The sequence below is a fragment of the Streptomyces xantholiticus genome (assembly GCF_014651015.1).
Taxonomy (GTDB): Bacteria; Actinomycetota; Actinomycetes; order Streptomycetales; family Streptomycetaceae; genus Streptomyces; species Streptomyces xantholiticus.
The window spans coordinates 118,359-138,148 of sequence record NZ_BMWB01000003.1 but is presented as its reverse complement, the minus strand read 5'-3'; the positions used below and the strand labels follow the sequence as shown (position 1 = coordinate 138,148).

The following is a 19,790-nucleotide window of genomic DNA, read 5'->3' as shown; positions in this document are numbered from 1 at the left end:
GGTGCACCCCGGGGGGCCGGCAGGCGGGGCGAGCGCGCCGGGGTCGCGGGCGCGGGTCCTGGCCGATGGGGGCCGCCGGCCGGCACCGGCCCGTCGAGGGGAGCGTCTCAGAGCCCCGCCGCCGGTTGAGGCGCGGGGCGAAAGGGCGGGCCCCTTCCCCGGCCGCCCGGCCGGGGAAGGGGCCCGCAAGGCGGGTCCGGGCAGGGCCCGGCTTCGGGCAGGGCGGGGAGGTGAACGGCCCCGCAGCGGCACGCAACCTGTGGGCCGCGTCACCCGGAAGGGCATCGCGTCAGAAAGACGATTACACTGACCCGCGTGCCTCAACTACGTCTCGCTCTGAATCAGATCGACTCGACCGTCGGCGACCTCACCGGCAACGCCGAGGCGATCGTGCACTGGACCCGGCACGCCGCCGAGCAGGGGGCGCATCTCGTCGCGTTCCCCGAGATGGTGTTGACCGGCTACCCCGTCGAGGACCTCGCCCTGCGGTCGTCCTTCGTCGAAGCGTCCCGTTCCGCGCTGCGCGCGCTCGCGGCGCGGCTCGACGCCGAGGGGTTCGGCGAGCTGCCGGTGATCGTCGGGTACCTGGACCGTTCGGAAACGGACCGGCTCAAGTACGGCCAGCCCGTCGGCGGTCCGCGCAACGCCGCCGCAGTGCTGCACCGAGGTGAAGTGGTGCTGAGCTTCGCCAAGCACCACCTCCCCAACTACGGCGTCTTCGACGAGTTCCGTTACTTCATGCCGGGCGACACCATGCCCGTGATCCGCGTCCACGGCATCGACGTCGCGCTCGCGATCTGCGAGGACCTCTGGCAGGACGGCGGCCGCGTGCCCGCCGCCCGCAGCGCGAACGCCGGGCTGCTGGTTTCGATCAACGCCTCCCCCTACGAGCGCGAGAAGGACGACACCCGCTTGGAGCTGGTGCGAAAGCGCGCCCAGGAAGCCGGCTGCACCACCGCGTATCTGGCGATGATCGGCGGACAGGACGAGCTGGTCTTCGACGGCGACTCGATCGTCGTCGGCCCGGACGGCGAAGTCATCGCCCGCGCCCCGCAGTTCGCGGAGGGCAGCGTCGTGCTCGACCTGGAGCTGCCCGCCGCCACCGCCGACGCCCCGACCGGTGTGGTCGACGACGGGCTGCGCATCGACCGGGTCGTCCTCTCCGAGGAGCCGCTGCCCGCATACGAGGCGGAGCTCACGGGCGGTTACGCCGACCGGCTCGACGACGACGAGGAGGTGTACTCGGCGCTGGTCGTCGGCCTGCGCGCGTACGCCGCGAAGAACGGCTTCCGGTCCGTGCTCATCGGCCTGTCCGGCGGCATCGACTCCGCCCTCGTCGCCGCCATCGCCTGCGACGCGCTCGGTGCGCAGAACGTGTACGGCGTGTCCATGCCGTCCAAATACAGCTCCGACCACTCCAAGGGCGACGCCGCCGAGCTGGCCCGCCGGACCGGGCTCAACTTCCGCACCGTACCGATCGAGCCGATGTTCGACGCGTACATGGGCTCGCTGGGCCTCACCGGTCTCGCGGAGGAGAACCTGCAGTCACGGCTGCGCGGCACGATGCTGATGGCGATCTCCAACCAGGAGGGCCACATCGTGCTTGCGCCGGGCAACAAGTCCGAGCTGGCCGTGGGGTATTCGACGCTGTACGGCGACTCCGTCGGTGCCTACGGGCCGATCAAGGACGTCTACAAGACGACCGTGTTCCGGCTCGCGAAATGGCGCAACCGCGCGGCTGAGGAACGCGGCCAGACCCCGCCGATCCCGGAGGCGTCGATCACCAAGCCGCCGAGCGCCGAGCTGCGCCCGGGACAGATGGACACCGACTCGCTGCCGGACTACGACGTGCTGGACCGGCTCCTGGAGTTGTACGTCGACCGGGACCAGGGCAAGGACGCGATCGTGGCGGCCGGCTTCGACGAGGAGCTGGTGACGAAGACGCTGCGGCTGGTGGACACGGCGGAGTACAAGCGGCGCCAGTACCCGCCGGGCACCAAGATCTCGGCGAAGGGCTTCGGCAAGGACCGGCGGCTGCCGATCACGAACCGCTGGCGCGAGACGACGGGCTGAGCGTCTCCTGCTCCTGTGCGAGGGGGCTTCCCGTGACGACGCGGGAGGCCATCTTCGCCGTACGGTCCCGGTCCAGCAGCCCGGCCGTCGCGGCGATCGCGAGTCCCACCACGGCGAGGACGGCCCCGACGAACGCCGGCGACGTCCAGCCCCAGCCGGCAGCGATCGCCGCGCCGCCGAGCCAGGCGCCGCCGGCGTTGGCGAGGTTGAAGGCGGAGTGGTTGGAGGCGGAGGCGAGGGTCGGCGCGTCCTGCGCCTTGCGCATCACCAGCATCTGCAGCGGCGTGGTGGTCAGGAAGCCGACCGCGCCGAGCACGACGACGGTGGTCAGTGCCAGCCACGTCGTGCGGATCGTGAAGGGGAAGGCGGCCAGGACCAGGGCGAGTGCGGTGAGGGAGCCGTAGAGCGTCGGTCGCAGCGCACGGTCGGTGAGCGGGCCGGCAGCCAGGGCGCCGAGGGTCATGCCGATGCCGAACAGGGCGAGCACGAGAGTCACGGACGACTCGCCGAGGCCGATCGCCTCGGTCGTCATCGAGGCGAGGTAGGAGTACACGGCGAACACTCCGGCGAAGCCGAAGACCGCGGTCAGCAGGCCGAGCAGCACCTGCCGGTCGCCGAGCGCGCGCAGCTCGCGGCCGACGCTCTGATGGGCGTCGAGCGGCATGTGCGGCACGAGACCGGTCAGGGCCGCCATGGCGACGAGGCCGATGGCGCTCACGACGAGGAACGTCGAGCGCCAGCCGAGCTGCTGGCCGAGCGCTGTGGCGGCCGGGACGCCGACGATGTTGGCGACGGTGAGCCCGAGGAACATGGTGGCGACCGCCCTCGCCTGCCGGTGCTCCCGCACGAGGCGCGCGGCGACCACGGCGCCGACACCGAAGAACGCGCCGTGCGGCAGCCCGGCGAGAACGCGTCCCGCGAGCAGCGTGCCGAAGCCGGGGGCGAGGGCGGAGGCAAGGTTCCCGACGGTGAACAGCGCCATCAGGAGCAGCAGCATCCGCTTGCGCGGGACGCGGGATCCCAGGGCGGTGAGCAGGGGTGCGCCGATGACGACACCGATGGCGTAGGCGGAGACGAGATGGCCGGCAGTGGGGACGGAGGTGCCGAGATCGTCCGCCACGTTGGGCAGGAGGCCCATCATGACGAATTCGGTGGTTCCGATGCCGAAGGCGGACACGGCGAGGGCGAGTAGCGCCAAGGGCATGTGCGGTGAGCCTTTCCGCGTAAGTTCGTTCTCGGAACAAATAGTCTCAGATGTTTTGCTCCCACCGGTGAACGCCGAATAGCGGGGACGTTCCCCCACCCCGACCCTTCCCGAACCCGGGCTAGGCCCGGTGCCGGGGCGGCACCCCGGCCATGGACCTCCACCGCCCGAAACCCGGCCCGCCGGGCGGGAGCGGATCAGGCGCCGGCGATCGAGGCGCAGGTGTCCGGTGAGCAAAGGCCCCGGGCGGCCAGGAGCGGGGTGGGGAATGTCACAGCGTGACGCTCGCCGCGATCGGAAGGTGGTCGCTCGGCGTCCGCGGAAGCGTCCACGACGCCACCGGCTCCACTCCCCGCACCATGATCTGATCGATCCGCGCCATCGGGAACGCCGCCGGCCAGCTGAAGCCGAAGCCGTCGCCCGCCGCCCCCTGCGTGGAACGCATCTGGGACGTGACGGCGTTCAGCGAGCGGTCGTTCATCGTGCCGTTGAGGTCGCCGAGCAGCACGACCCGGTCGACCCGCTCGCGGGCGATCGCCTCGCCCAGCGCGTCGGCGCTGTTGTCCCGCTGGTTGGCGGTGAAGCCGGCCTCGAGTTTCACGCGCACGGACGGCATGTGCGCGACGTACACCGCGACGTCTCCGCCCGGCGCCGCCACCGTCGCCCGCATGGCGCGGGTCCAGCCCATTTTGATGTCCACGGGGGACGTGCCGGTCAGCGGGTACTTGCTCCACAGGCCGACCGTGCCTTCGACCGCGTGGTACCGGTAGGTGTCGGCCAGGGCCTGCTCGTACGTCGCGACCTGCCCGGCCGGCAGCTCCTGCAGCGCCAGGACGTCCGCCCCGGACGCGGAGACGTCCTGCGCGGTGCCCGCCGGGTCCGGGTTGTCCGCGTTCACGTTGTGCGTGGCGACCGTCAGATCGCCCCGGCCCACGTCCCCCGCCGCGGCCGCGGACTTGCCGGTCAGCAGTCCGCCGAACAGGTTGAGCCACACGATCAGCGGCAGCAGCACGGCGATCAGCGCGGTCGCGGAGCGCCGCAGCACCGCCGCGACGGCAATCAGCGGGACGAGGACGCCGAACCACGGCAGGAACGTCTCCGTCAGGCTGCCGAGGTTCCCGATCCGGTTGGGGATACGGGCGTGCAGGGCCATCAGCAGGGCGATCAGCACGGCGCAGACCGCGAGGACGATGCCACGCCGCCAGATCCCCCGTTCCTCGCGCCAGCGTGCCGGCAGGAGACCGCCGAGTCTCCCGGCGAGGGAGCCGGTGGGCGTCCTGGCTGCGCCGTTCCCCGTTTCCGCCGTGTACGCCTGCGCCATGAATGCTGTCCTCACTGCCTTGCCACTGCCTTGCCGTCAACTCCGGCCTGCCGCCGCCCTTAGGACCCTAGGCGATGACCGGTGGTGATCGAGCCGTCCGCGCGGACGGCCGTACTGCCTCGATGACGACGGGGCGGCACGCCGGGTTCCTGCCGTCGGACCTGGTGGGGAGGCTGTGACAGAACGGGCACACTTCAAGCGCCGGCACGGCGACGCGGCGACCCGGCGACGCGCGCCGTGTGACGGGGTCCTCTTTCCCCCGGGTGGCATGAAGTGCCACCATGGAAGCGATCCGGGGACGCCGTCAGGGCGCCACGAGATGACGAAGGAGCCGAATACTCATGACGCTTCAGCCTGCCCACAAGCCCTCCGACAGCAGCAAGGCGCTGTACGGCGGCAAGCAGACGCGCCGCATCACCGTGCACGACATCGCCGCCGCCAAGGAGCGCGGCGAGAAGTGGCCCATGCTCACCGCCTACGACGCGATGACCGCGTCCGTCTTCGACGAGGCAGGCATCCCCGTGGTGCTCGTGGGCGACTCGATGGGCAACTGTCACCTCGGGTACGAGACCACGGTGCCCGTCACGATGGACGAGATGACGCTGCTGTCGGCGGCCGTCGTACGGGGCACCAGGCGCGCCCTGGTCGTCGGCGACCTGCCGTTCGGTGCGTACCAGGAAGGTCCGGTCCAGGCGCTGCGCAACGCCACACGGCTGGTCAAGGACGCCGGTGTCGGCGCGGTCAAGCTCGAGGGCGGCGAGCGTTCGCTGGCCCAGACGGAGCTGATCGTGCAGTCCGGCATCCCGGTCATGTCGCACCTCGGTCTGACCCCGCAGTCCGTGAACACCATGGGCTACCGGGTGCAGGGCCGCAGCGACGAGGCCGCGCACCGGCTGATCCGCGACGCCAAGGCCGCCCAGGACGCGGGCGCGTTCGCCGTGGTCCTGGAGCTGGTGCCGGCGGAACTCGCCGCCGAGGTCACCCGCTCCCTGCACATTCCCACCATCGGCATCGGCGCCGGTCCGGACACCGACGCGCAGGTCCTGGTGTGGACCGACATGGCGGGCATGACGGGAGGCAGGGTGCCGCGCTTCACCAAGCAGTACGCCAACCTCCGGCAGACCCTCGGGGACGCGGCGAAGGCGTTCGCGGACGATGTCGCGGGCGGCGCGTTCCCCGCGGAGGAGCACACCTTCCACTGAGCCGCACCGCCAGGTGCACAGAGCCACTTCCGGCACCAACGACAGCCCGCCGACCGTCCCCCGTCGGCGGGCTGTCGGCATTGGTGTGAGAAATGGCCTCGCGGACCGCACCGACGCGAAGGCGGCACATCATGGCCGCAGTCGTGAGCAGGAACTTCGACTCCGCTGAGGACGACGGCGGGACGGCCGACGCGGAACCCGGCCAGTTCGTCACCGTCGCGCCGGGGCACGACGCGTATGTGGTCGGCGACGAGCCCTGCGTGATGCCCGACTGGGTCGGATCGGGCGCCTACGCAAAGGCCTTGACCCGCGAGTACCAAGGCCCGACCCGCGAGTACGACGGCCGTCGGCATCTTGTCGCGCCTGTCGGCAATCTGCCGGCGCGGGCGGGCACCACGGCCGGAATGGCGCGAATCGACAAGAACGCCCTCGAGTACGGGGCCTCGTGAAGCACTCGGGCGCGACCGCCTGCGCCGCCGCTGACTGCTCATCGTCCCCGCGGCACTGGGGACGGCCCGTGCTGGGCCGCCGGCCGGTGTCGGGCCCGCCGCGGCCGGGCAGGAGCAGGAACCGGGAGCGACCCCCGGGACGTTTCACCCGGTGTCACCGGTACGGTCTACTCCGCACACACCGCCCGCCCCGCCCGCCGCACCTCAGGAGCCGCGTCCATGACCACCGCCGCCAGGCGTCACAGCGACCGCGCCATCAGTCCCGTGTTCCTCGGGATCGCCGCGGTGATGGCGGTCACCGGCTGGGCGGTGTGGACCGGTTTCTCGGCCAACCCCGGCCTCGCCGTCTTCCTCTTCGTCGTCTCCGCGTGGATCGTCTCGCTCTGTCTGCACGAGTACGCGCACGCCCGCACCGCGCTGCACGGCGGCGACATCTCCATCGGCGCCAAGGGCTATCTCACGCTGAACCCGCTGAAATACACGCACGCCCTGCTGAGCATCGTGCTGCCGGTCATCTTCGTGATCATGGGTGGCATCGGTCTTCCGGGCGGCGCGGTCTTCATCGAGCGGGGCCGCATCAGGGGCCGCTGGAAGCACAGCCTGGTCTCGGCGGCGGGCCCGCTGACAAACGTGCTGTTCGCCGTCGTGTGCACGGCGCCGTTCTGGCTGGGCGCTCTGGACGGGGTGCCGGTCGGGTTCCGTTTCGCGCTGGCGTTCCTCGCGATGCTCCAGGTCACCGCCGCGATCCTGAACTTCCTGCCGGTGCCGGGCCTCGACGGCTACGGAGTGATCGAGCCCTGGCTGTCGTACAAGGTGCGCCGGCAGGTGGAGCCGATCGCGCCGTTCGGGCTGATCATCGTCTTCGTGGTGCTGTTCATCCCCGAGGTCAACGCCGTGTTCTTCGACACGATTTACGGCGTCATGCAGGCCCTCGGCGTGGACGAGTTGGGCATCTACTGCGGCCGGGACCTGTTCGAGTTCTGGAACGGGCAGAACGAGTTCTGCGCGACCGCGGCCTGACGCCTGGGGCCGCGGGGGTCAGGCCGACCCGGCGCCCGCCGCGGCCCGCTCCACCTTCGCGCGGCGCCGGTAGTACCAGGCCATGTTCGAGGCGACCCCCGCGAGCAGCACCCACACGATCCCGAGCCACATGCCCTGCATGAACGAGATCACCGCCGCGACGACGGCCAGGACGCAGACGGCGAGGGAGTAGAGAGCGAGGCGGGGCATGGGGCGGGGCTCCTGTCGGTTCCTGCGGGTGGGGGCACCTCCCACGCCCGCCGGGGCGTAGGGGGGATGCGGCCCCTCCAGTGTCCCCCATGCCCGCCCCGTACCCATGCCCGCCCCGTGGTCGTGCCCGGCGCCCGGAGCGGCTCACACGTCGGTGACGCGCAGCCCCGCGTGTGCCTTGTAGCGGCGGTTGACCGAGATCAGATTGGCGACCAGCGACTCCACCTGATGGGCGCCTCGCAGCCGTCCGGCGAAGACGCCCCGCATGCCCGGGATACGGGCGGCGAGCGCCTGCACGATGTCGGTGTCGGCGCGGGCCTCGCCCAGCACCATCACATCGGTGTCGATCTCCTCGATCGACTCGTCCTGCAGCAGCACGGCCGACAGATGGTGGAAGGCCGCCGTCACCCGCGAGTCGGGCAGCAGGGCAGCGGCCTGCTCGGCGGCGCTTCCCTCCTCCGGCTTGAGCGCGTACGCGCCCTTCTTGTCGAAGCCGAGCGGGTTGACGCAGTCGACGACGAGCTTGCCGACGAGCTCCTTCTGCAGCGTCTCCAGCGTCTGCGCGTGCCCGTCCCACGGCACCGCCACGATCACCACGTCGCTGCGCCGCGCGCACTCGGCGTTGTCGGCGCCCTCGATGCCGAGGCCCAGTTCCCCTGCTGCGGCCTCGGCGCGCTCGACGGAACGGGAGCCGATGATCACCTTCTGGCCTGCCCTGGCCAGCCGGTAGGCCAGTCCACGGCCCTGGTCACCGGTGCCGCCGAGGACGCCGACGACCAGGTCGGAAACGTCGGGAAGGTCCCATGGATCCTTCGCCGGGGCCTTGGGCGCGGTGCCCGAACTGTCAGCAGGAGTAGTAGTCATGGGCCGACCTTACTTCGCGGGCCCCCGCTCTCCCGTTCGGGTGAGACGAAGCCGACCCGGTCCCGCACGGCCGCGGCCCGGTGCAGGATGCGGGGCCATGGATGCCGTGCGTGTCGCGCTGCTGCGCGAAGTCCTCGTCGGGACACAGTGGCCCGCGGCGACCCGGCGGTTCGCCCAGGCGCTGCGCTCGTCGGTGGTGCCCCGGGGCGGCGGGCTGCTGCTGGTGGGGACAAAGGAGTACGAGCCGTGGCACATGGCCGCGCACCTCGTCGATGAGGCGGCGTGGTCGGGACAGCCCGAGTTGGCGCCGACGCTCGTACGGCACCGGGTGCGGGCCACGGACCCCGCACACCTGGCCGTCGGACTCGGCCGGCTCGAGGCGGCCAGGCGTGGCGAGACCTTGCTGGTGGTGGCGCCCGCGCCGCCGGACGAGGGCCTGCTGGGGCGGGTCCACGACGCGCGCCGGGCCGGTGCGACGGTCCTGGCCCTGGACGGCGGCGACCCAGAGGTGCAGGGGCTGGCGCACGAGGCGCTGACCGTACCGGGCGTGGACCACGCGGAGGGTGCGGCGGAGATCGACATCGACACGGTGCAGCACCTGGTGAGTGCGGCGGCGGGCGAGAACTGCGTGCCCGCGCCACGCGGCCGGTCGCGGCTGCGGGACCGGTTGTCGTGGTTGGCGGACCAGCTGACGTCACCGCCGCCGGCCCGCTGGTAATCGGTTGCCCCGGGCTCCGACATCCTTGGAGCATGGGCCTCTGTGTCAAGCAAGCTCTCCGCCGTCCTGCCCGATCCGGTCGCTCGGCCTGATGTACGCGGCGGGCTCGGCCGGGTCCGTGCTGCTGAGCCTCACCAGCGGCTGGACCTCCCGAGTACGGCGGCACGGCCTGTTCGTGCTCTTCGGCGCGGCGGGGTGGGGCCTTGCGGTGGCGGCGGGCTGGATCGACAACGTGTGGCTGGTGCTGGTGCGCGGCGTTCGCGGGCGCCGGCGACATGCTGAGCGGGCTGGGCCGCTCGACGATCTGGAACCAGACGATCCCCGACGGGCTGCGCGGCCGCCTGGCCGGCATCGAGGTCCTCTCGTACAGCGTCGGCCCTCAACTGGGCCGGGTACGGGCCGGCGCGATGGCCGGCTGGACGGGGACGCGGCCCGCGATCCGGGGCGGGGGTGTGGCGTGCGTGGTGTCGGTGGGAGTGCCGGCGGCGGTGCTGCCGAAGCCGGTGACGTACGACGCGGCCACGGACGAGGACGCGGGGCGCGGCGGGCCGCGCGGGAGGCGGCCGCGGGTGCGTGACTCCCGCGGCGGACTGTTCCCCCTCCCCGCACGCCCCTACGGCTGGATCCTGCCGCGCGCGATCGGCCCGTCCCGCGGCGGCGCCCCGCCCCGGGCCTACGCGTCGTCCCCGCCGCCCCGCGGCGCGTCGTGCCAGCGGGGGTCGTTCTCCCACTCGAGATTCCGTTCCCGCGCCGTCTCCATCGCCTGGGTCGCCTCCTCGCGGGACGCGTACGGCCCGAAGCGGTCCTTGGCCGGGCACTCCGGCCCTTCCTCGACCTTCTTGTGCTGCAGGCAGTAGTACCACTCGCCCGGCTTGCCCGCCGTGCGCTTCTTGAACAGGGCCATCGTCGGCTCCTTCCTCTCAGGCCATGCTGCCCCAGCAGGGCTGGTTAGACTCGCTGCCATGTCTGGCCAGTCGCTGCTCGTACCAGGGGAGCTCTCTCCCACCCGCTCCGTCCCCGGCAACATCCGGCGTCCCGAGTATGTCGGGAAGCCCGCGCCGACCCCGTACTCCGGGCCGGAGGTCCAGGACTCGGAGACCGTCGAGCGGATGCGCATCGCGGGCCGCATCGCCGCGCAGGCGATGGAGGAGGCCGCCAAGCACATCGCCCCGGGTGTGACGACGGACGAACTCGACCGGGTGGCGCACGAGTTCATGTGCGACCACGGCGCCTACCCGTCGACGCTCGGCTACCGCGGCTTCCCCAAGTCACTGTGCGCCTCGATCAACGAGGTGATCTGCCACGGGATCCCGGACTCGACCGTCCTGCGGGACGGCGACATCGTGAACCTGGACGTCACGGCGTACATCAACGGTGTGCACGGCGACAACAACGCCACCTACCTCTGCGGTGACGTCGACGAGGAGTCACGGCTGCTCGTCGAGCGCACCCGGGAGTCGCTGAACCGTGCGATCAAGGCGGTCAAGCCGGGCCGCCAGATCAATGTCATCGGCCGGGTCATCGAGTCGTACGCCAAGCGTTTCGGTTACGGGGTCGTCCGCGACTTCACAGGGCACGGGATCAACTCGTCGTTCCACTCCGGCCTGATCATTCCGCACTACGACGCGGCGCACGCCACCACCGTCATCCAGCCGGGAATGACGTTCACCATCGAGCCGATGCTCACGCTCGGCACGTACGAGTACGACATGTGGGACGACGGCTGGACGGTGGTCACGAAGGACCGCAAGCGGACGGCACAGTTCGAGCACACGCTGGTGGTGACCGACACGGGGGCCGAAATTCTCACGTTGCCCTGAGCCCCGGGGCGGGTAGCGTTTTACCGACAGAACGTCGGGAACACATTGACTCAGCCGAGCCTGAGCAGCAGGATCGGTGGGGGCAACAGCCGTCGCCGCCCGTTCCCGCCCCTTCGGTTCTCTGGAGGCTCGCCTTGGACGCCACCGGCACCCCCTTCTCGACGCTGATCCGTCTCGCCTCGCACGAGCGGCACACCACGGTGCAGACGTCCCATTTCATGGACCACCTGCTCGCGGGCCGGCTCGGTGTCGAGGCGTACGCGCGGTACACCGAGGAGCTGTGGTTCGTCTACCGCGCGCTGGAGGGCACGGCGGAGGCGCTGAAGGACGACCCGGTCGCCGGCCCGTTCATCAGGCCCGAGCTGATGCGCACGGCGGAGCTGGCGCGCGACCTCGGGCATCTGCGCGGTGCCGGCGTCCTGCCCGAGGAGCTCGTACCGCTGCCGGCCACGGCCGCGTACGCCGCCCGGATCGAGGAGTGCGCGCGGACCTGGCCCGCCGGATATGTGGCGCACCACTACACCCGCTATCTCGGCGATCTCTCCGGCGGCCAGGTGCTGCGCGACATGGCGGAGAAGACCTGGGGCTTCGACCGCAAGGGCGACGGCGTCCGGTTCTACGTCTTCGAGCAGATCCCGAACCCGGCGGCCTTCAAGCGCGGTTACCGCGAACTGCTGGACGCGGTGGACGTCGACGACCTGGAGAAGCAGCGCATGGTCGACGAGTGCCGGCTGGCCTTCGACCACAACGTGGCCATCCTGCGAGAGCTGGAGCGGGAGTTCCCGCTCAGCGCGTAGCGGTCAGGACGTGCGGCCCGGCATGGTCACCGCGTGCGGCAGCCGGGTCAGCCCGCCCCTTGCGAGGGTCATCCGCACGGGGGCGGGGGCCGGGGCGGCGGCAGGGGCGGACGCGGGCGTCGCAAGGCGGACGCGGCCGCCGATCTCGACGATGCCGTCAGGGCCGGGGGCGGTCAGGATCTGCGACCCCCGGCCCTGAGTGATGTTCAGGGCACGCCCGAGCCGGTCGGTGAGCAGCAGCGCCGCCGCGCCTGTCGCCTCGTCCTCGACGACGCTGTCCCCGCGCCGGGGGAAGGCACGGGCCCGTACCCGGCCCGCCGCCTCGTCCTCCCACGCCCACGCGTACAGCCACCCCTCGCCCGGCGGCGGAGCCGGCAGTGCGTCGACCTCCGCCGGTGACGCGTACTGCTCGAGCCGCCGGGGCGGCGCCCATTCTGCGCGGGCGGTGATCCAGGTGAACTCGCCGTCGTGGCGCGCCCAGACCTCGCCCGCAGGCGGGTTGACGGACTCCAGATCGAGCAGCCAGGCGGTGCCGACGAGGGGGTGCCCGGCGAAGGGCAGACGCACCGTGGGGGTGTAGATGTCGACGACACCGCGTTCGGGGTCGTCGACGAACACGGTCTCGCTGAAGCCCAGTTCGGCGGCGAGGGCCTGCCGGGAGCCGCGGTCAGGGTGGCGACGGGGGTCACGTACGACGCCGAGGGCGTTGCCGTGCCGCCCGTTGCCGTCACAGAAGACGTGCAGAATGTCGAGTTCGCCGCTCACGCCGAGCGCGTCGAGTTCGTTCACGCAGGCATTCAAGCATCCCGGTTCAGGAACCGGCGGTTTCCCGGTGAAGCCCCGCTCCCGGATGCCGTCCTCGAGTTCCCGGGCCGGTGCGGCGGGCGCACCCCCCAAGGGGGCCGGCCCAGTGGTGTGACGGCGCGGGAGCGGGTTCCTCGGATGTCCCCCGATCCTTTGCTCCCCCCGACGCCCATGCGTTCGGTCGGCAGCCCGACCAGGCGGATCGGGCCCGTGCCGCGAGTCGGCATCCGTGCGACGATCCGGGCGGACATCCGGTACGGGACGCTGGGCAAGGGCGTGTTCACCTTCCGGCCGGGCCCGGCCGTCCTCCAGGTCACGGTGTGGGCGCTGTATCCGGTCCCGGCGCTCGGTCCGTTTCCGGCCCCGGTAGGGTTCGGACGGTCCATGGGGGTCGAGGAGCAGAAGGCAACCGATGAGAAGGCTGGGTCGGACGACGACGGGGCTCGCGGCGTTGGCGGTGCTGTCGCTGACGGCGAGCGGGTGCGTGACGGTGCACGGGGAGCGGGCGGTCGTCCCCTCGGCGACGAAGGATGAGGCGGAGCAGGCGCTCGCCGCGTTCACAGAGGCGTACAACAAGGCCGACAAGGCGTATGACCCCACTCTCGACGCCGCCCATGTCACCGGTGCACTGGGGGCGATCAACCAGGCCGGTCTCAAGGCGCGCCAGGTCAACTTCCCGAACGGCAACCCCAACCACTCGCCGCTGGAGCTGTCCGACGCCAAGTTCGTCATCCCGAAGAAGGCGGGCTGGCCTCGCTGGTTCGTGGCGGACACGGACTCCAACCGCGACCGGGACGGCGGCGCGCGGGACAGCCGCTGGCTGCTCGTCTTCTTGCGCACCGGCGCCGACGCGGGATGGCGGGCCGCCTATCTGACGATCCTTTCCCCGCAGCAGGTCCCCACCTTCAAGACGGACAAGGACGGGTACGCCGAACCCGTCGCCCCGGACAGCGCGGCGCTGGCGGTCGCCCCGCGCAATTTGAGCGAGGAGTACGCCTCGTACATGCAGAGCGGGAAGCCCGCCCACTTCAAGGCCGGCCCGCACACCTCCGTGTGGCGCGCGGTCCGTGCGAAGGGCGCCAACGTGCTGGGGACGAGCACCCAGTACATCGACCAGCCGCTCGACACGGGCGACTTCGCGCCGCTGGGGCTTCTCACGCAGGACGGCGGCGGGTTCGTCTTCTTCTCGGTGCGCAACTTCGAACGCCAGACGGCCGCGAAGGGTGTGCGGCTGAAGGTCGTACCGGACGTGAAGGCGCTGCTGACCGGCGAGGTGAAGTCCTCGCTCACCAAGGAGCGGGTCTCGAACCTTGCCGTGGTGGTCCCGCCGGGCAACGGGGGCGAGCCCGGGCAGGTGGTGGAGGTACGGGGCCGTCTGACGGGCCTCACCGCCGCGAAGGGCGAATAGCGCGAGGGGCGGCGGCTTCGGCGGGCCTGCTCCTGTCGTGCTCCGGGGCGAACGGTTCAGCGGCCGAGGGGCCAGGCTGTCGCGTGGTGGTCCAAGTCCTCGTTCTCGCCCGCGTATTTCGCGCACGCGTCCGTCAGCGTCTCCAGCAGCGTCAGCGGATCCGGCAGCGGATGCTCCGGGCCACGGACCCAGGAGACGCCGAGGTCACCGTCGCCGGGGAGCCGGGCCGGGGGCACCAGGACGTAGCTGCCGCGGCAGTGCCAGCGCAGCCCCGGGTGCTCGTCCATGGTCTCCGGGTGGCAGTCCAGTGCGCAGGGCCACCACTCGTCCTCGTCCTCCGGGGTGCCGCGGGTGGCGGTGAAGAAGAGCATCCGGTCCGTGCCCACCTCGGCGGCCGGGCCGACGTCGATCCCCCGCTCCAGCAGCCGGGCGAGCGCGTCCCGACCGGCCTCCAGAGGGACGTCGAGGACGTCGTGCACCATGCCGGTCGCGGTGATGAAGTTCGCCTCCGGCTGACCCTGCGCCCAGCGCTGGACCTGCGCCTTGTCGGTCGTGGACTGGGTCTGCCAGGCGAACGAGATCGGATGGGTGGCCGGCGTAGGACAGCCGATGCGCTCACAGGAACAGCGGTAACCGACGGGGTGAGCGGCGGGCGCGAGCGGCAGTCCCACGGCGGCGGCGGCCAGTAGCAGGTCCTCGCGCTGCGAGTCCTCCGCGTCGGTGTTCCCGCTGCGGCGGCGCAGCCACTGCGTCAGCCGGCTCTCCCGGGAAGGCCTGTTCGCCGTGCCGCGGTAGCGGCCGATACCGTCGCCCATCTATCCCCTCACACCTCACGCTCGCCCCACGCGGACACTGCCATGCTCCCACCATCCTGCTCCCTGGGTGGCCACAGTCCTCAACCGGGGTGGGGCACGTCGCCCTCCGGGGTGGGGCACACGCGCCTGTCGGGGCGCGCGGGGTGCATGCTCGGGGCGCCGGAATCACTCGCGGGGCGGCCGGGATCAGTCGCGGGGCGCGAGGCCGTTCACGGCGTAGTCCACGACCAGATCGGCGTACTCGTGGGTGAGCGGCAGGGTGCGCAACAGCCAGCGGTGCGCGAGCGGTCCCACGAAGAGCTCCAGGGCGATACGGGCATCGATCCCGGCCCGCACCTGTCCGGCCTGCTGCGCGGCGCGCAGTCGCGTGACATAGAGCTGGAGCTGCGGCTCGAGCAGCTTTTCCACGAACTGGGCCCCCACCGCCGCGTCGACCACGCCCTCCGCGGCGAGCGCGCGGGCGGGGGCGTCGTAGACGGGCGTGTTCATCTCGTCGACGGTGGCACGCAGAACCAGACGGAGGTCGGCCTCGAGGTCGCCGGTGTCGGGGATCTCGTAGCCGCCGGGAGCGGCCGCGTCCGACGCTTGTTCGGCGAGGTCGAGGAACGCCTCGAGGAGGACGGCGGCTTTGGAGGGCCACCAGCGGTAGATCGTCTGCTTGCCGACCCCGGCGCGGGAGGCGATGCCCTCGATCGTGGTCCTGGCATACCCGATCTCGCCGACGAGGGCGAGGGCGGCGTCGTAGATCGCGCGGCGGGAGCGCTCGCTACGGCGTGAGTGGTCGGGTGCCTTGGTCTCGGTCATGGCGGCCAATCTAGCAACGATGAGGCGAGACGTCTCGTCTCACTCCTGGCCCTGGCCGGGCGGCCAGGCGTCGCCCCACTCCGCGTCCCTGGCCTCCTTGTAGAGCGCCCCGTGCCGCTTGGTCACCGTGTCGCGGCGCAGCCCCTCGTCCTTGGTGCACAGGTCGAGCAGCACCAGGCCCTTGCGGATCTGCGGCTTGCGGACCACCCGGGCGGTGGCCGGCTCCACCGGGACGCGGGTGGCGGCGACGTAGCTGAACTTCTCGTCCTCGTACGGCAGCGAGCCGCCCTTGACCTGCCGGTGCAAGGAGGAACGGGACACCCGGGCGGCGAAGTGGCACCAGTCGGAGCCCCGCTCTATGGGACAGGAGGCGCTGTGCGGACAGGGCGCGGCGATGTGCAGTCCGGCGGCGATCAGGGCGTCGCGGGCCTCGATGATCCGCGCGTAGCCGTCGGGGGTGCCCGGCTCGACGACGACGACGGTCCGGGCGGCGCGGGCGGACTCTGCGACGACGGCGGCGCGGTCGGCGGCGGTGAGCTCGTTGAGGACGTACGAGACGGTGACGAGATCGGTGCTCTCGATACGGAGCGTCGAGCTGATCCGTGAGCGCTGCCAGTGCGTGTCACGCAGGGAGGGCACCTGGGAAGCGGCGGCCAGTTCCCGGCCGAGCGCGATCGCGGCCTCGGCCCAGTCCAGCACCGTCGTGCTCGGCGCCGCCTCGTCCCACACGTCGGCGACCGCCCAACTCGCGGCGCCGGTGCCGCCGCCGAGGTCGGTGTGCGTGCCGGGCACCCACCCCGGTACCGCCGCCCGCAGCGCAGCGAGTGCGGACCGCACCGCCTCGAAGGTCGCCGGCATCCGGTACGCGGCGTAGGCGACGACGTCGCCGCGGTCCCGCAGGATGGGTGCGGCGGTGGGTGTCTGCCCGCGGTAGTTGGCGATCAGCCGCTCGACGGCCTGCGCGGCCTGCCTGGGCGGCAGCCCGTCCAGCGACGCGGCGAGCACGGCACGGAGGATGTCGGCGGTGGGGGTGGTGGCGCTCACCGAGCGAGTGTACGTGCGGGGCGCGGGCGGGCGGGCCGCTGCGCGGGCCGTCCCCACCCCCTCTTCCGAAGCGGGGCATGCCCATGACCCCGGTACCGCGCTGCGCGCGGTCTCCTCGGACGCCGGACGGGCCGCCTGCGCAGTCCTGCCGGCGGCAGAGGTGCGGAGCACCCTTGAACGGGTCCTTGGGATCCCCGCACGCCGCCAGGCGTAGAGGGAGGAGCCCGGTTTCGGGAAGGTGGCACCCCGCGGCCCCGGGCTCAGGGGCAGTCGGGGAACAGGCCGCCACGCGCGCCCGCGCACCCCCATCGCGCCCTCGTGCGACAGCGCGCCGCCGCCTCAGACCGCCTCCGGCCTCCGCCGCCACGGCCTGCACAGGCCGACGAAGCACGCCACCGCTCCCACCGCACACACCGCCTGCACCACAGCCATCGGCACCGCCGTCGCCTCCCCCGCGATACCGACCAGCGGCGACGCCACCGCGCCGATCAGGAACGCCGACGTGCCGATCAGGGCCGACGCCGAGCCGGCCGCGTGCGGGGTGCGCTGCAGGGCGAGAGCGTTCGTGTTCGGCATCGCCAGGCCCATCGCGGACATCAGGACGAACAGCCCCGCCGCGATCGGGAACAGTCCCACCGCGCCGAAGACGCCCGACGTCAGCAACAGCAGCGCGGTCGCCGCCAGGGTGATGACGGCCAGGCCGAAGCCGAGGGCCTTGTCGAGGCTGACCCGGCCGACGAGCAGTCTGCCGTTGATCTGGCCGACGGCGATCAGGCCGATCGAGTTGATGCCGAAGAGCAGACTGAACATCTGCGGCGAGGCGCCGTAGATCTCCTGCACCACGAACGGCGACGCCGAGATGTACGCGAACAGCGCGGCGAAGGCGAGCCCGCCGGTGAGCATGTAGCCGGTGAAGACCCGGTCGGCGAGCAGGCCGCGCATGGTGCGCAGCGCCTCGCCGACGCCGCCGCTGTGCCGCTTCTCCTCCGGCAGGGTCTCCTGGAGCCATTTGGCGACCACGAGCGTGAGCAGGATGCCGACGGCGGTGAGGACGACGAAGATGCCGCGCCAGTCGGTGACCCGCAGCACCTGGCCGCCGATGAGCGGGGCGATGATCGGGGCGGCGCCGGAGATCAGCATCAGGGTGGAGAAGAACCTGGCCATCTCCTCGCCGTCGTAGAGGTCGCGCACCACCGCGCGGGCGATGACGATGCCGGCCGCGCCCGCGAGGCCCTGCAACAGGCGGAAGGCGATGAGCATTTCGGCGGTCGGGGCGAACGCGCAGATCGCGGTGGCGACGACGTACACGAGCATGCCGACGAGCAGCGGACGGCGGCGCCCCCACCTGTCGCTCATAGGACCGACGACGAGCTGACCGAGGGCCATGCCGGCGAGGCACGCGGTGAGGGTGAGCTGGACGGTCGCGGCGGGGGCGTGCAGCGAGTCGGTGACGGCGGGCAGCGCAGGAAGGTACATGTCCATGGACAACGGCGGCAGCGCGGTGAGACCGCCGAGGACCAGCGTGACGACGAGCCCGGCCCGGCGGGCCGCGGCCACCCCCGCGGCAATGGGGGCCGCCGCGGCGGCCGGTGGCGCGGATGCCGGTCCGAATTGAGTGTTGTGCCCTTGTTCACCCTGGCCGCTCTCCGGCATCTACCGCTCCTCATCCTATTTTCGACAACTATGCTCTCAGCTCGCCCGTCGCGAACCAGGGGTGGGGAAAGATGAGCGACACGTGCGGTGGGCGTACGGGCCACGGGCGGCATGGCCGCGCGGTTCATCGAGGACCTGATGCGGATGCCGGACGCCGAGGTCGTGGCGGTCGCGTCCCGTACCGGGGCGTCCCCCAAGGCCTTCGCCGGCGCGGAGCCCGAGGAGTTCCGACGGCCGCAGGGACTCGCTGGAGCACGAGGCGAACGAGGCGAACGAGGCGAACGAGGTGATGCGGGCCGTGCGGGCGGGCGAGTGCGAGTCGCCCCTCGTCCCGCTCGACGGCATGCTGCTGTGATGCGGACGCTCGACGCGGTCCGCGACCGCATCGGCGTCCGCTTCCCCGGCGAGACCGTCGCGAACCGGACCGTCCCGTACCAGACCGTCGCGAACCGGACCGTCGCGAATCGGACCGTCGCGAATCGGACCGTCGCGAACCGGACCGTCGCGAACCGGACCTGCTCGAACTAGTGCCGCATCAGGCAACGTTCGCCCTGTTCACGACCACGCGGAGGTGTTCGTCGGCGGCGTGCTTGTTCCGCCAGATGATGTAGCGGCGGATCATGCTGCCCTGCTCCTTGTGGCTGGTGTGGTCGGTGCCGTCGAGTGCGAAGTAGCGCAGGGCGGTGAACTGGCCCTCGATCCGGTTGAGCCAGGAGCCGTTGGCCGGGGTGCAGGCGATCTCCACGTTGTTCGCTGCCGCCCACGTCTCGACCCGCTGGCAGCGCTTCGTGGTCAGGTGCGGGGAGTAGTTGTCACAGACGATCGCGATGCGCGCGTTCGCCGGGTGCAGGGAGCGCAGGTAGCGGCAGAACTCCAGGAACTTCGACCTGGTCTTGGTCTTCTTGATGTGCCCGTAGAGCTTGTCCTTGGCGAGGTCGTAGGCGGCGAACAGGTGCCGGACCCCGTGCGGGCGGGTGTAGGTCGCCCGGCGGCGGGGCCGGGCCTCGCGATCGGGATCCTTGTGTCGGCCGCCGCGTGCGGCCCATTGTCGGCCGGGGTGGGGCTGGAGGTTGAGCGGTTCCGAACTCGTCCATGCAGAAGACGACTTCGGGCTCGCCTTCCTCGGGGATTGACCTCACCGTCGGCGATCGCATAGAGATGCTCGACCCGGGCCTTCTTGGCCGCGTAGTCCGGGCCGCGTGAGGTCTTGCAGTTCTTCACGCGTTGAAACGAGACGCCCTCCTCGCGGAGCAGAACCCGAAGGCCCTCGTGGCTGATGTCGTCGACCACCCCCTCGGCGACCAGGAAGTCGGCCGGTTTGGCCAGCCACGTCCCGGACCCGGTCCGGGCTGGTGAACGTCACCTCGGCGATCTTCGCCACGGGCATGCTCTGTGCGGACAACAGCACCATTCGGGCCCGCCGCCAGGTCACCACCGAACCGGTGCCTCTGCGGATGATCCCCAACCACCGCTTCACCTCGAGCCGATCCCTCCGCCCTGTCCCGTCGAAGGGAAACCGCCCAGGATTACGTATTACTGATACGCCCCGATCTCCCGCCTGGAATGATTGAACCAATGCCCAGT

18 protein-coding genes and 3 pseudogenes are annotated in these 19,790 nt (G+C 71.6%); 10 read left to right on the top strand and 11 right to left on the bottom strand.

Annotated elements, in window-relative coordinates; all coding sequences use genetic code 11:
* Positions 1 to 315 precede the first annotated feature (315 nt).
* The gene (locus tag IE198_RS07170; RefSeq protein ID WP_189883906.1) at positions 316 to 2,073 is read left to right on the top strand and encodes an NAD+ synthase; all 1,758 of its coding nucleotides are present in this window, start codon (positions 316 to 318) and stop codon (positions 2,071 to 2,073) included.
* Here the strand turns inward: IE198_RS07170 and IE198_RS07165 are convergent.
* Together IE198_RS07165 and IE198_RS07160 are read right to left on the bottom strand one after the other, a co-directional pair.
* On the bottom strand, positions 2,042 to 3,277 hold the full coding sequence (locus IE198_RS07165) for an MFS transporter (protein ID WP_189883904.1): 1,236 nt from the start codon (positions 3,275 to 3,277) through the stop codon (positions 2,042 to 2,044). The two genes, IE198_RS07170 and IE198_RS07165, sit on opposite strands and share 32 nt — an antisense overlap.
* 271 nt (positions 3,278 to 3,548) lie before the next feature.
* The gene (locus IE198_RS07160) at positions 3,549 to 4,598 is read right to left on the bottom strand and encodes an endonuclease/exonuclease/phosphatase family protein (RefSeq protein WP_189883902.1); all 1,050 of its coding nucleotides are present in this window, start codon (positions 4,596 to 4,598) and stop codon (positions 3,549 to 3,551) included.
* A gap of 341 nt (positions 4,599 to 4,939) precedes the next feature.
* Between IE198_RS07160 and panB the strand changes: the two genes are divergently transcribed.
* The 3 genes from panB (at position 4,940) to IE198_RS07145 (ending at position 7,269) form a co-directional block, all read left to right on the top strand.
* Positions 4,940 to 5,800 (top strand): 3-methyl-2-oxobutanoate hydroxymethyltransferase, encoded by an 861-nt coding sequence (panB, locus tag IE198_RS07155; RefSeq protein WP_189883900.1) that lies wholly within the window; start codon positions 4,940 to 4,942, stop codon positions 5,798 to 5,800.
* Positions 5,801 to 5,931: 131 nt separating this feature from the next.
* Positions 5,932 to 6,249: a cupin domain-containing protein gene (locus tag IE198_RS35045; RefSeq protein ID WP_229833786.1), complete on the top strand. Its 318-nt coding sequence runs from the start codon at positions 5,932 to 5,934 to the stop codon at positions 6,247 to 6,249.
* Positions 6,250 to 6,468: 219 nt separating this feature from the next.
* Positions 6,469 to 7,269: a site-2 protease family protein gene (locus tag IE198_RS07145; RefSeq protein ID WP_189883898.1), complete on the top strand. Its 801-nt coding sequence runs from the start codon at positions 6,469 to 6,471 to the stop codon at positions 7,267 to 7,269.
* Between the two features lie 18 nt (positions 7,270 to 7,287).
* Here IE198_RS07145 and IE198_RS07140 read toward each other — a convergent pair whose 3' ends face one another.
* Positions 7,288 to 7,479 (bottom strand): hypothetical protein, encoded by a 192-nt coding sequence (locus IE198_RS07140; RefSeq protein WP_189883896.1) that lies wholly within the window; start codon positions 7,477 to 7,479, stop codon positions 7,288 to 7,290.
* A 144-nt stretch (positions 7,480 to 7,623) separates the two neighbouring features.
* A complete protein-coding gene (npdG, locus tag IE198_RS07135; RefSeq protein WP_189883894.1) occupies positions 7,624 to 8,343 on the bottom strand; it encodes an NADPH-dependent F420 reductase in 720 nt (239 codons plus the stop codon).
* Positions 8,344 to 8,440: 97 nt separating this feature from the next.
* Between npdG and IE198_RS07130 the strand changes: the two genes are divergently transcribed.
* Complete coding sequence (locus IE198_RS07130) at positions 8,441 to 9,061, top strand: hypothetical protein (RefSeq protein ID WP_189883892.1); 621 nt, start codon at positions 8,441 to 8,443, stop codon at positions 9,059 to 9,061.
* 79 nt (positions 9,062 to 9,140) lie between these two features.
* Positions 9,141 to 9,603: pseudogene (locus tag IE198_RS35040) on the top strand (MFS transporter); the annotation flags it as partial.
* 131 nt (positions 9,604 to 9,734) lie between these two features.
* Here the strand turns inward: IE198_RS35040 and IE198_RS07125 are convergent.
* Positions 9,735 to 9,965, bottom strand: a complete 231-nt coding sequence (locus IE198_RS07125; RefSeq protein WP_100106814.1) for a hypothetical protein — start codon at positions 9,963 to 9,965, stop codon at positions 9,735 to 9,737.
* Between the two features lie 58 nt (positions 9,966 to 10,023).
* Between IE198_RS07125 and map the strand changes: the two genes are divergently transcribed.
* Positions 10,024 to 10,881, top strand: a complete 858-nt coding sequence (gene map / locus IE198_RS07120) for a type I methionyl aminopeptidase (RefSeq protein WP_189883890.1) — start codon at positions 10,024 to 10,026, stop codon at positions 10,879 to 10,881.
* Positions 10,882 to 11,015: 134 nt separating this feature from the next.
* Positions 11,016 to 11,678 carry a biliverdin-producing heme oxygenase gene (locus tag IE198_RS07115; RefSeq protein WP_100106816.1) on the top strand — a complete coding sequence of 221 codons (663 nt, stop codon included), beginning with the start codon at positions 11,016 to 11,018 and terminating at the stop codon, positions 11,676 to 11,678.
* Between the two features lie 3 nt (positions 11,679 to 11,681).
* Here the strand turns inward: IE198_RS07115 and IE198_RS07110 are convergent, their stop codons facing one another.
* Complete coding sequence (locus tag IE198_RS07110; protein WP_308426795.1) at positions 11,682 to 12,467, bottom strand: PhzF family phenazine biosynthesis protein; 786 nt, start codon at positions 12,465 to 12,467, stop codon at positions 11,682 to 11,684.
* A gap of 427 nt (positions 12,468 to 12,894) precedes the next feature.
* Here IE198_RS07110 and IE198_RS07105 point away from each other — a divergent pair, with 427 nt between their 5' ends.
* The gene (locus IE198_RS07105; protein WP_189883888.1) at positions 12,895 to 13,890 is read left to right on the top strand and encodes an SCO2278 family lipoprotein; all 996 of its coding nucleotides are present in this window, start codon (positions 12,895 to 12,897) and stop codon (positions 13,888 to 13,890) included.
* A 56-nt stretch (positions 13,891 to 13,946) separates the two neighbouring features.
* On the opposite strand, the gene IE198_RS07100 is transcribed toward IE198_RS07105, so the two are convergent.
* The 4 genes from IE198_RS07100 to IE198_RS07085 all read right to left on the bottom strand — a co-directional run bounded on the left by IE198_RS07100 (position 13,947) and on the right by IE198_RS07085 (position 18,206).
* Complete coding sequence (locus tag IE198_RS07100; protein ID WP_189883886.1) at positions 13,947 to 14,705, bottom strand: bifunctional DNA primase/polymerase; 759 nt, start codon at positions 14,703 to 14,705, stop codon at positions 13,947 to 13,949.
* 186 nt (positions 14,706 to 14,891) lie between these two features.
* Positions 14,892 to 15,509 (bottom strand): TetR/AcrR family transcriptional regulator, encoded by a 618-nt coding sequence (locus tag IE198_RS07095; protein ID WP_189883884.1) that lies wholly within the window; start codon positions 15,507 to 15,509, stop codon positions 14,892 to 14,894.
* A gap of 39 nt (positions 15,510 to 15,548) precedes the next feature.
* Entirely contained in the window at positions 15,549 to 16,553 is a 1,005-nt protein-coding gene (locus IE198_RS07090; protein ID WP_189883882.1) for a small ribosomal subunit Rsm22 family protein, read from the bottom strand.
* A gap of 339 nt (positions 16,554 to 16,892) precedes the next feature.
* Positions 16,893 to 18,206, bottom strand: coding sequence for a Bcr/CflA family multidrug efflux MFS transporter (locus IE198_RS07085; protein ID WP_189883880.1), 1,314 nt, complete (start codon positions 18,204 to 18,206; stop codon positions 16,893 to 16,895).
* Between the two features lie 226 nt (positions 18,207 to 18,432).
* Here IE198_RS07085 and IE198_RS35030 point away from each other — a divergent pair.
* Positions 18,433 to 18,734, top strand: a pseudogene (locus IE198_RS35030) (hypothetical protein); the annotation flags it as partial.
* 7 nt (positions 18,735 to 18,741) lie between these two features.
* On the opposite strand, the pseudogene IE198_RS36305 reads toward IE198_RS35030, so the two are convergent.
* Positions 18,742 to 19,593: pseudogene (locus tag IE198_RS36305) on the bottom strand (transposase).
* Between the last annotated feature and the right edge of the window lie 197 nt (positions 19,594 to 19,790).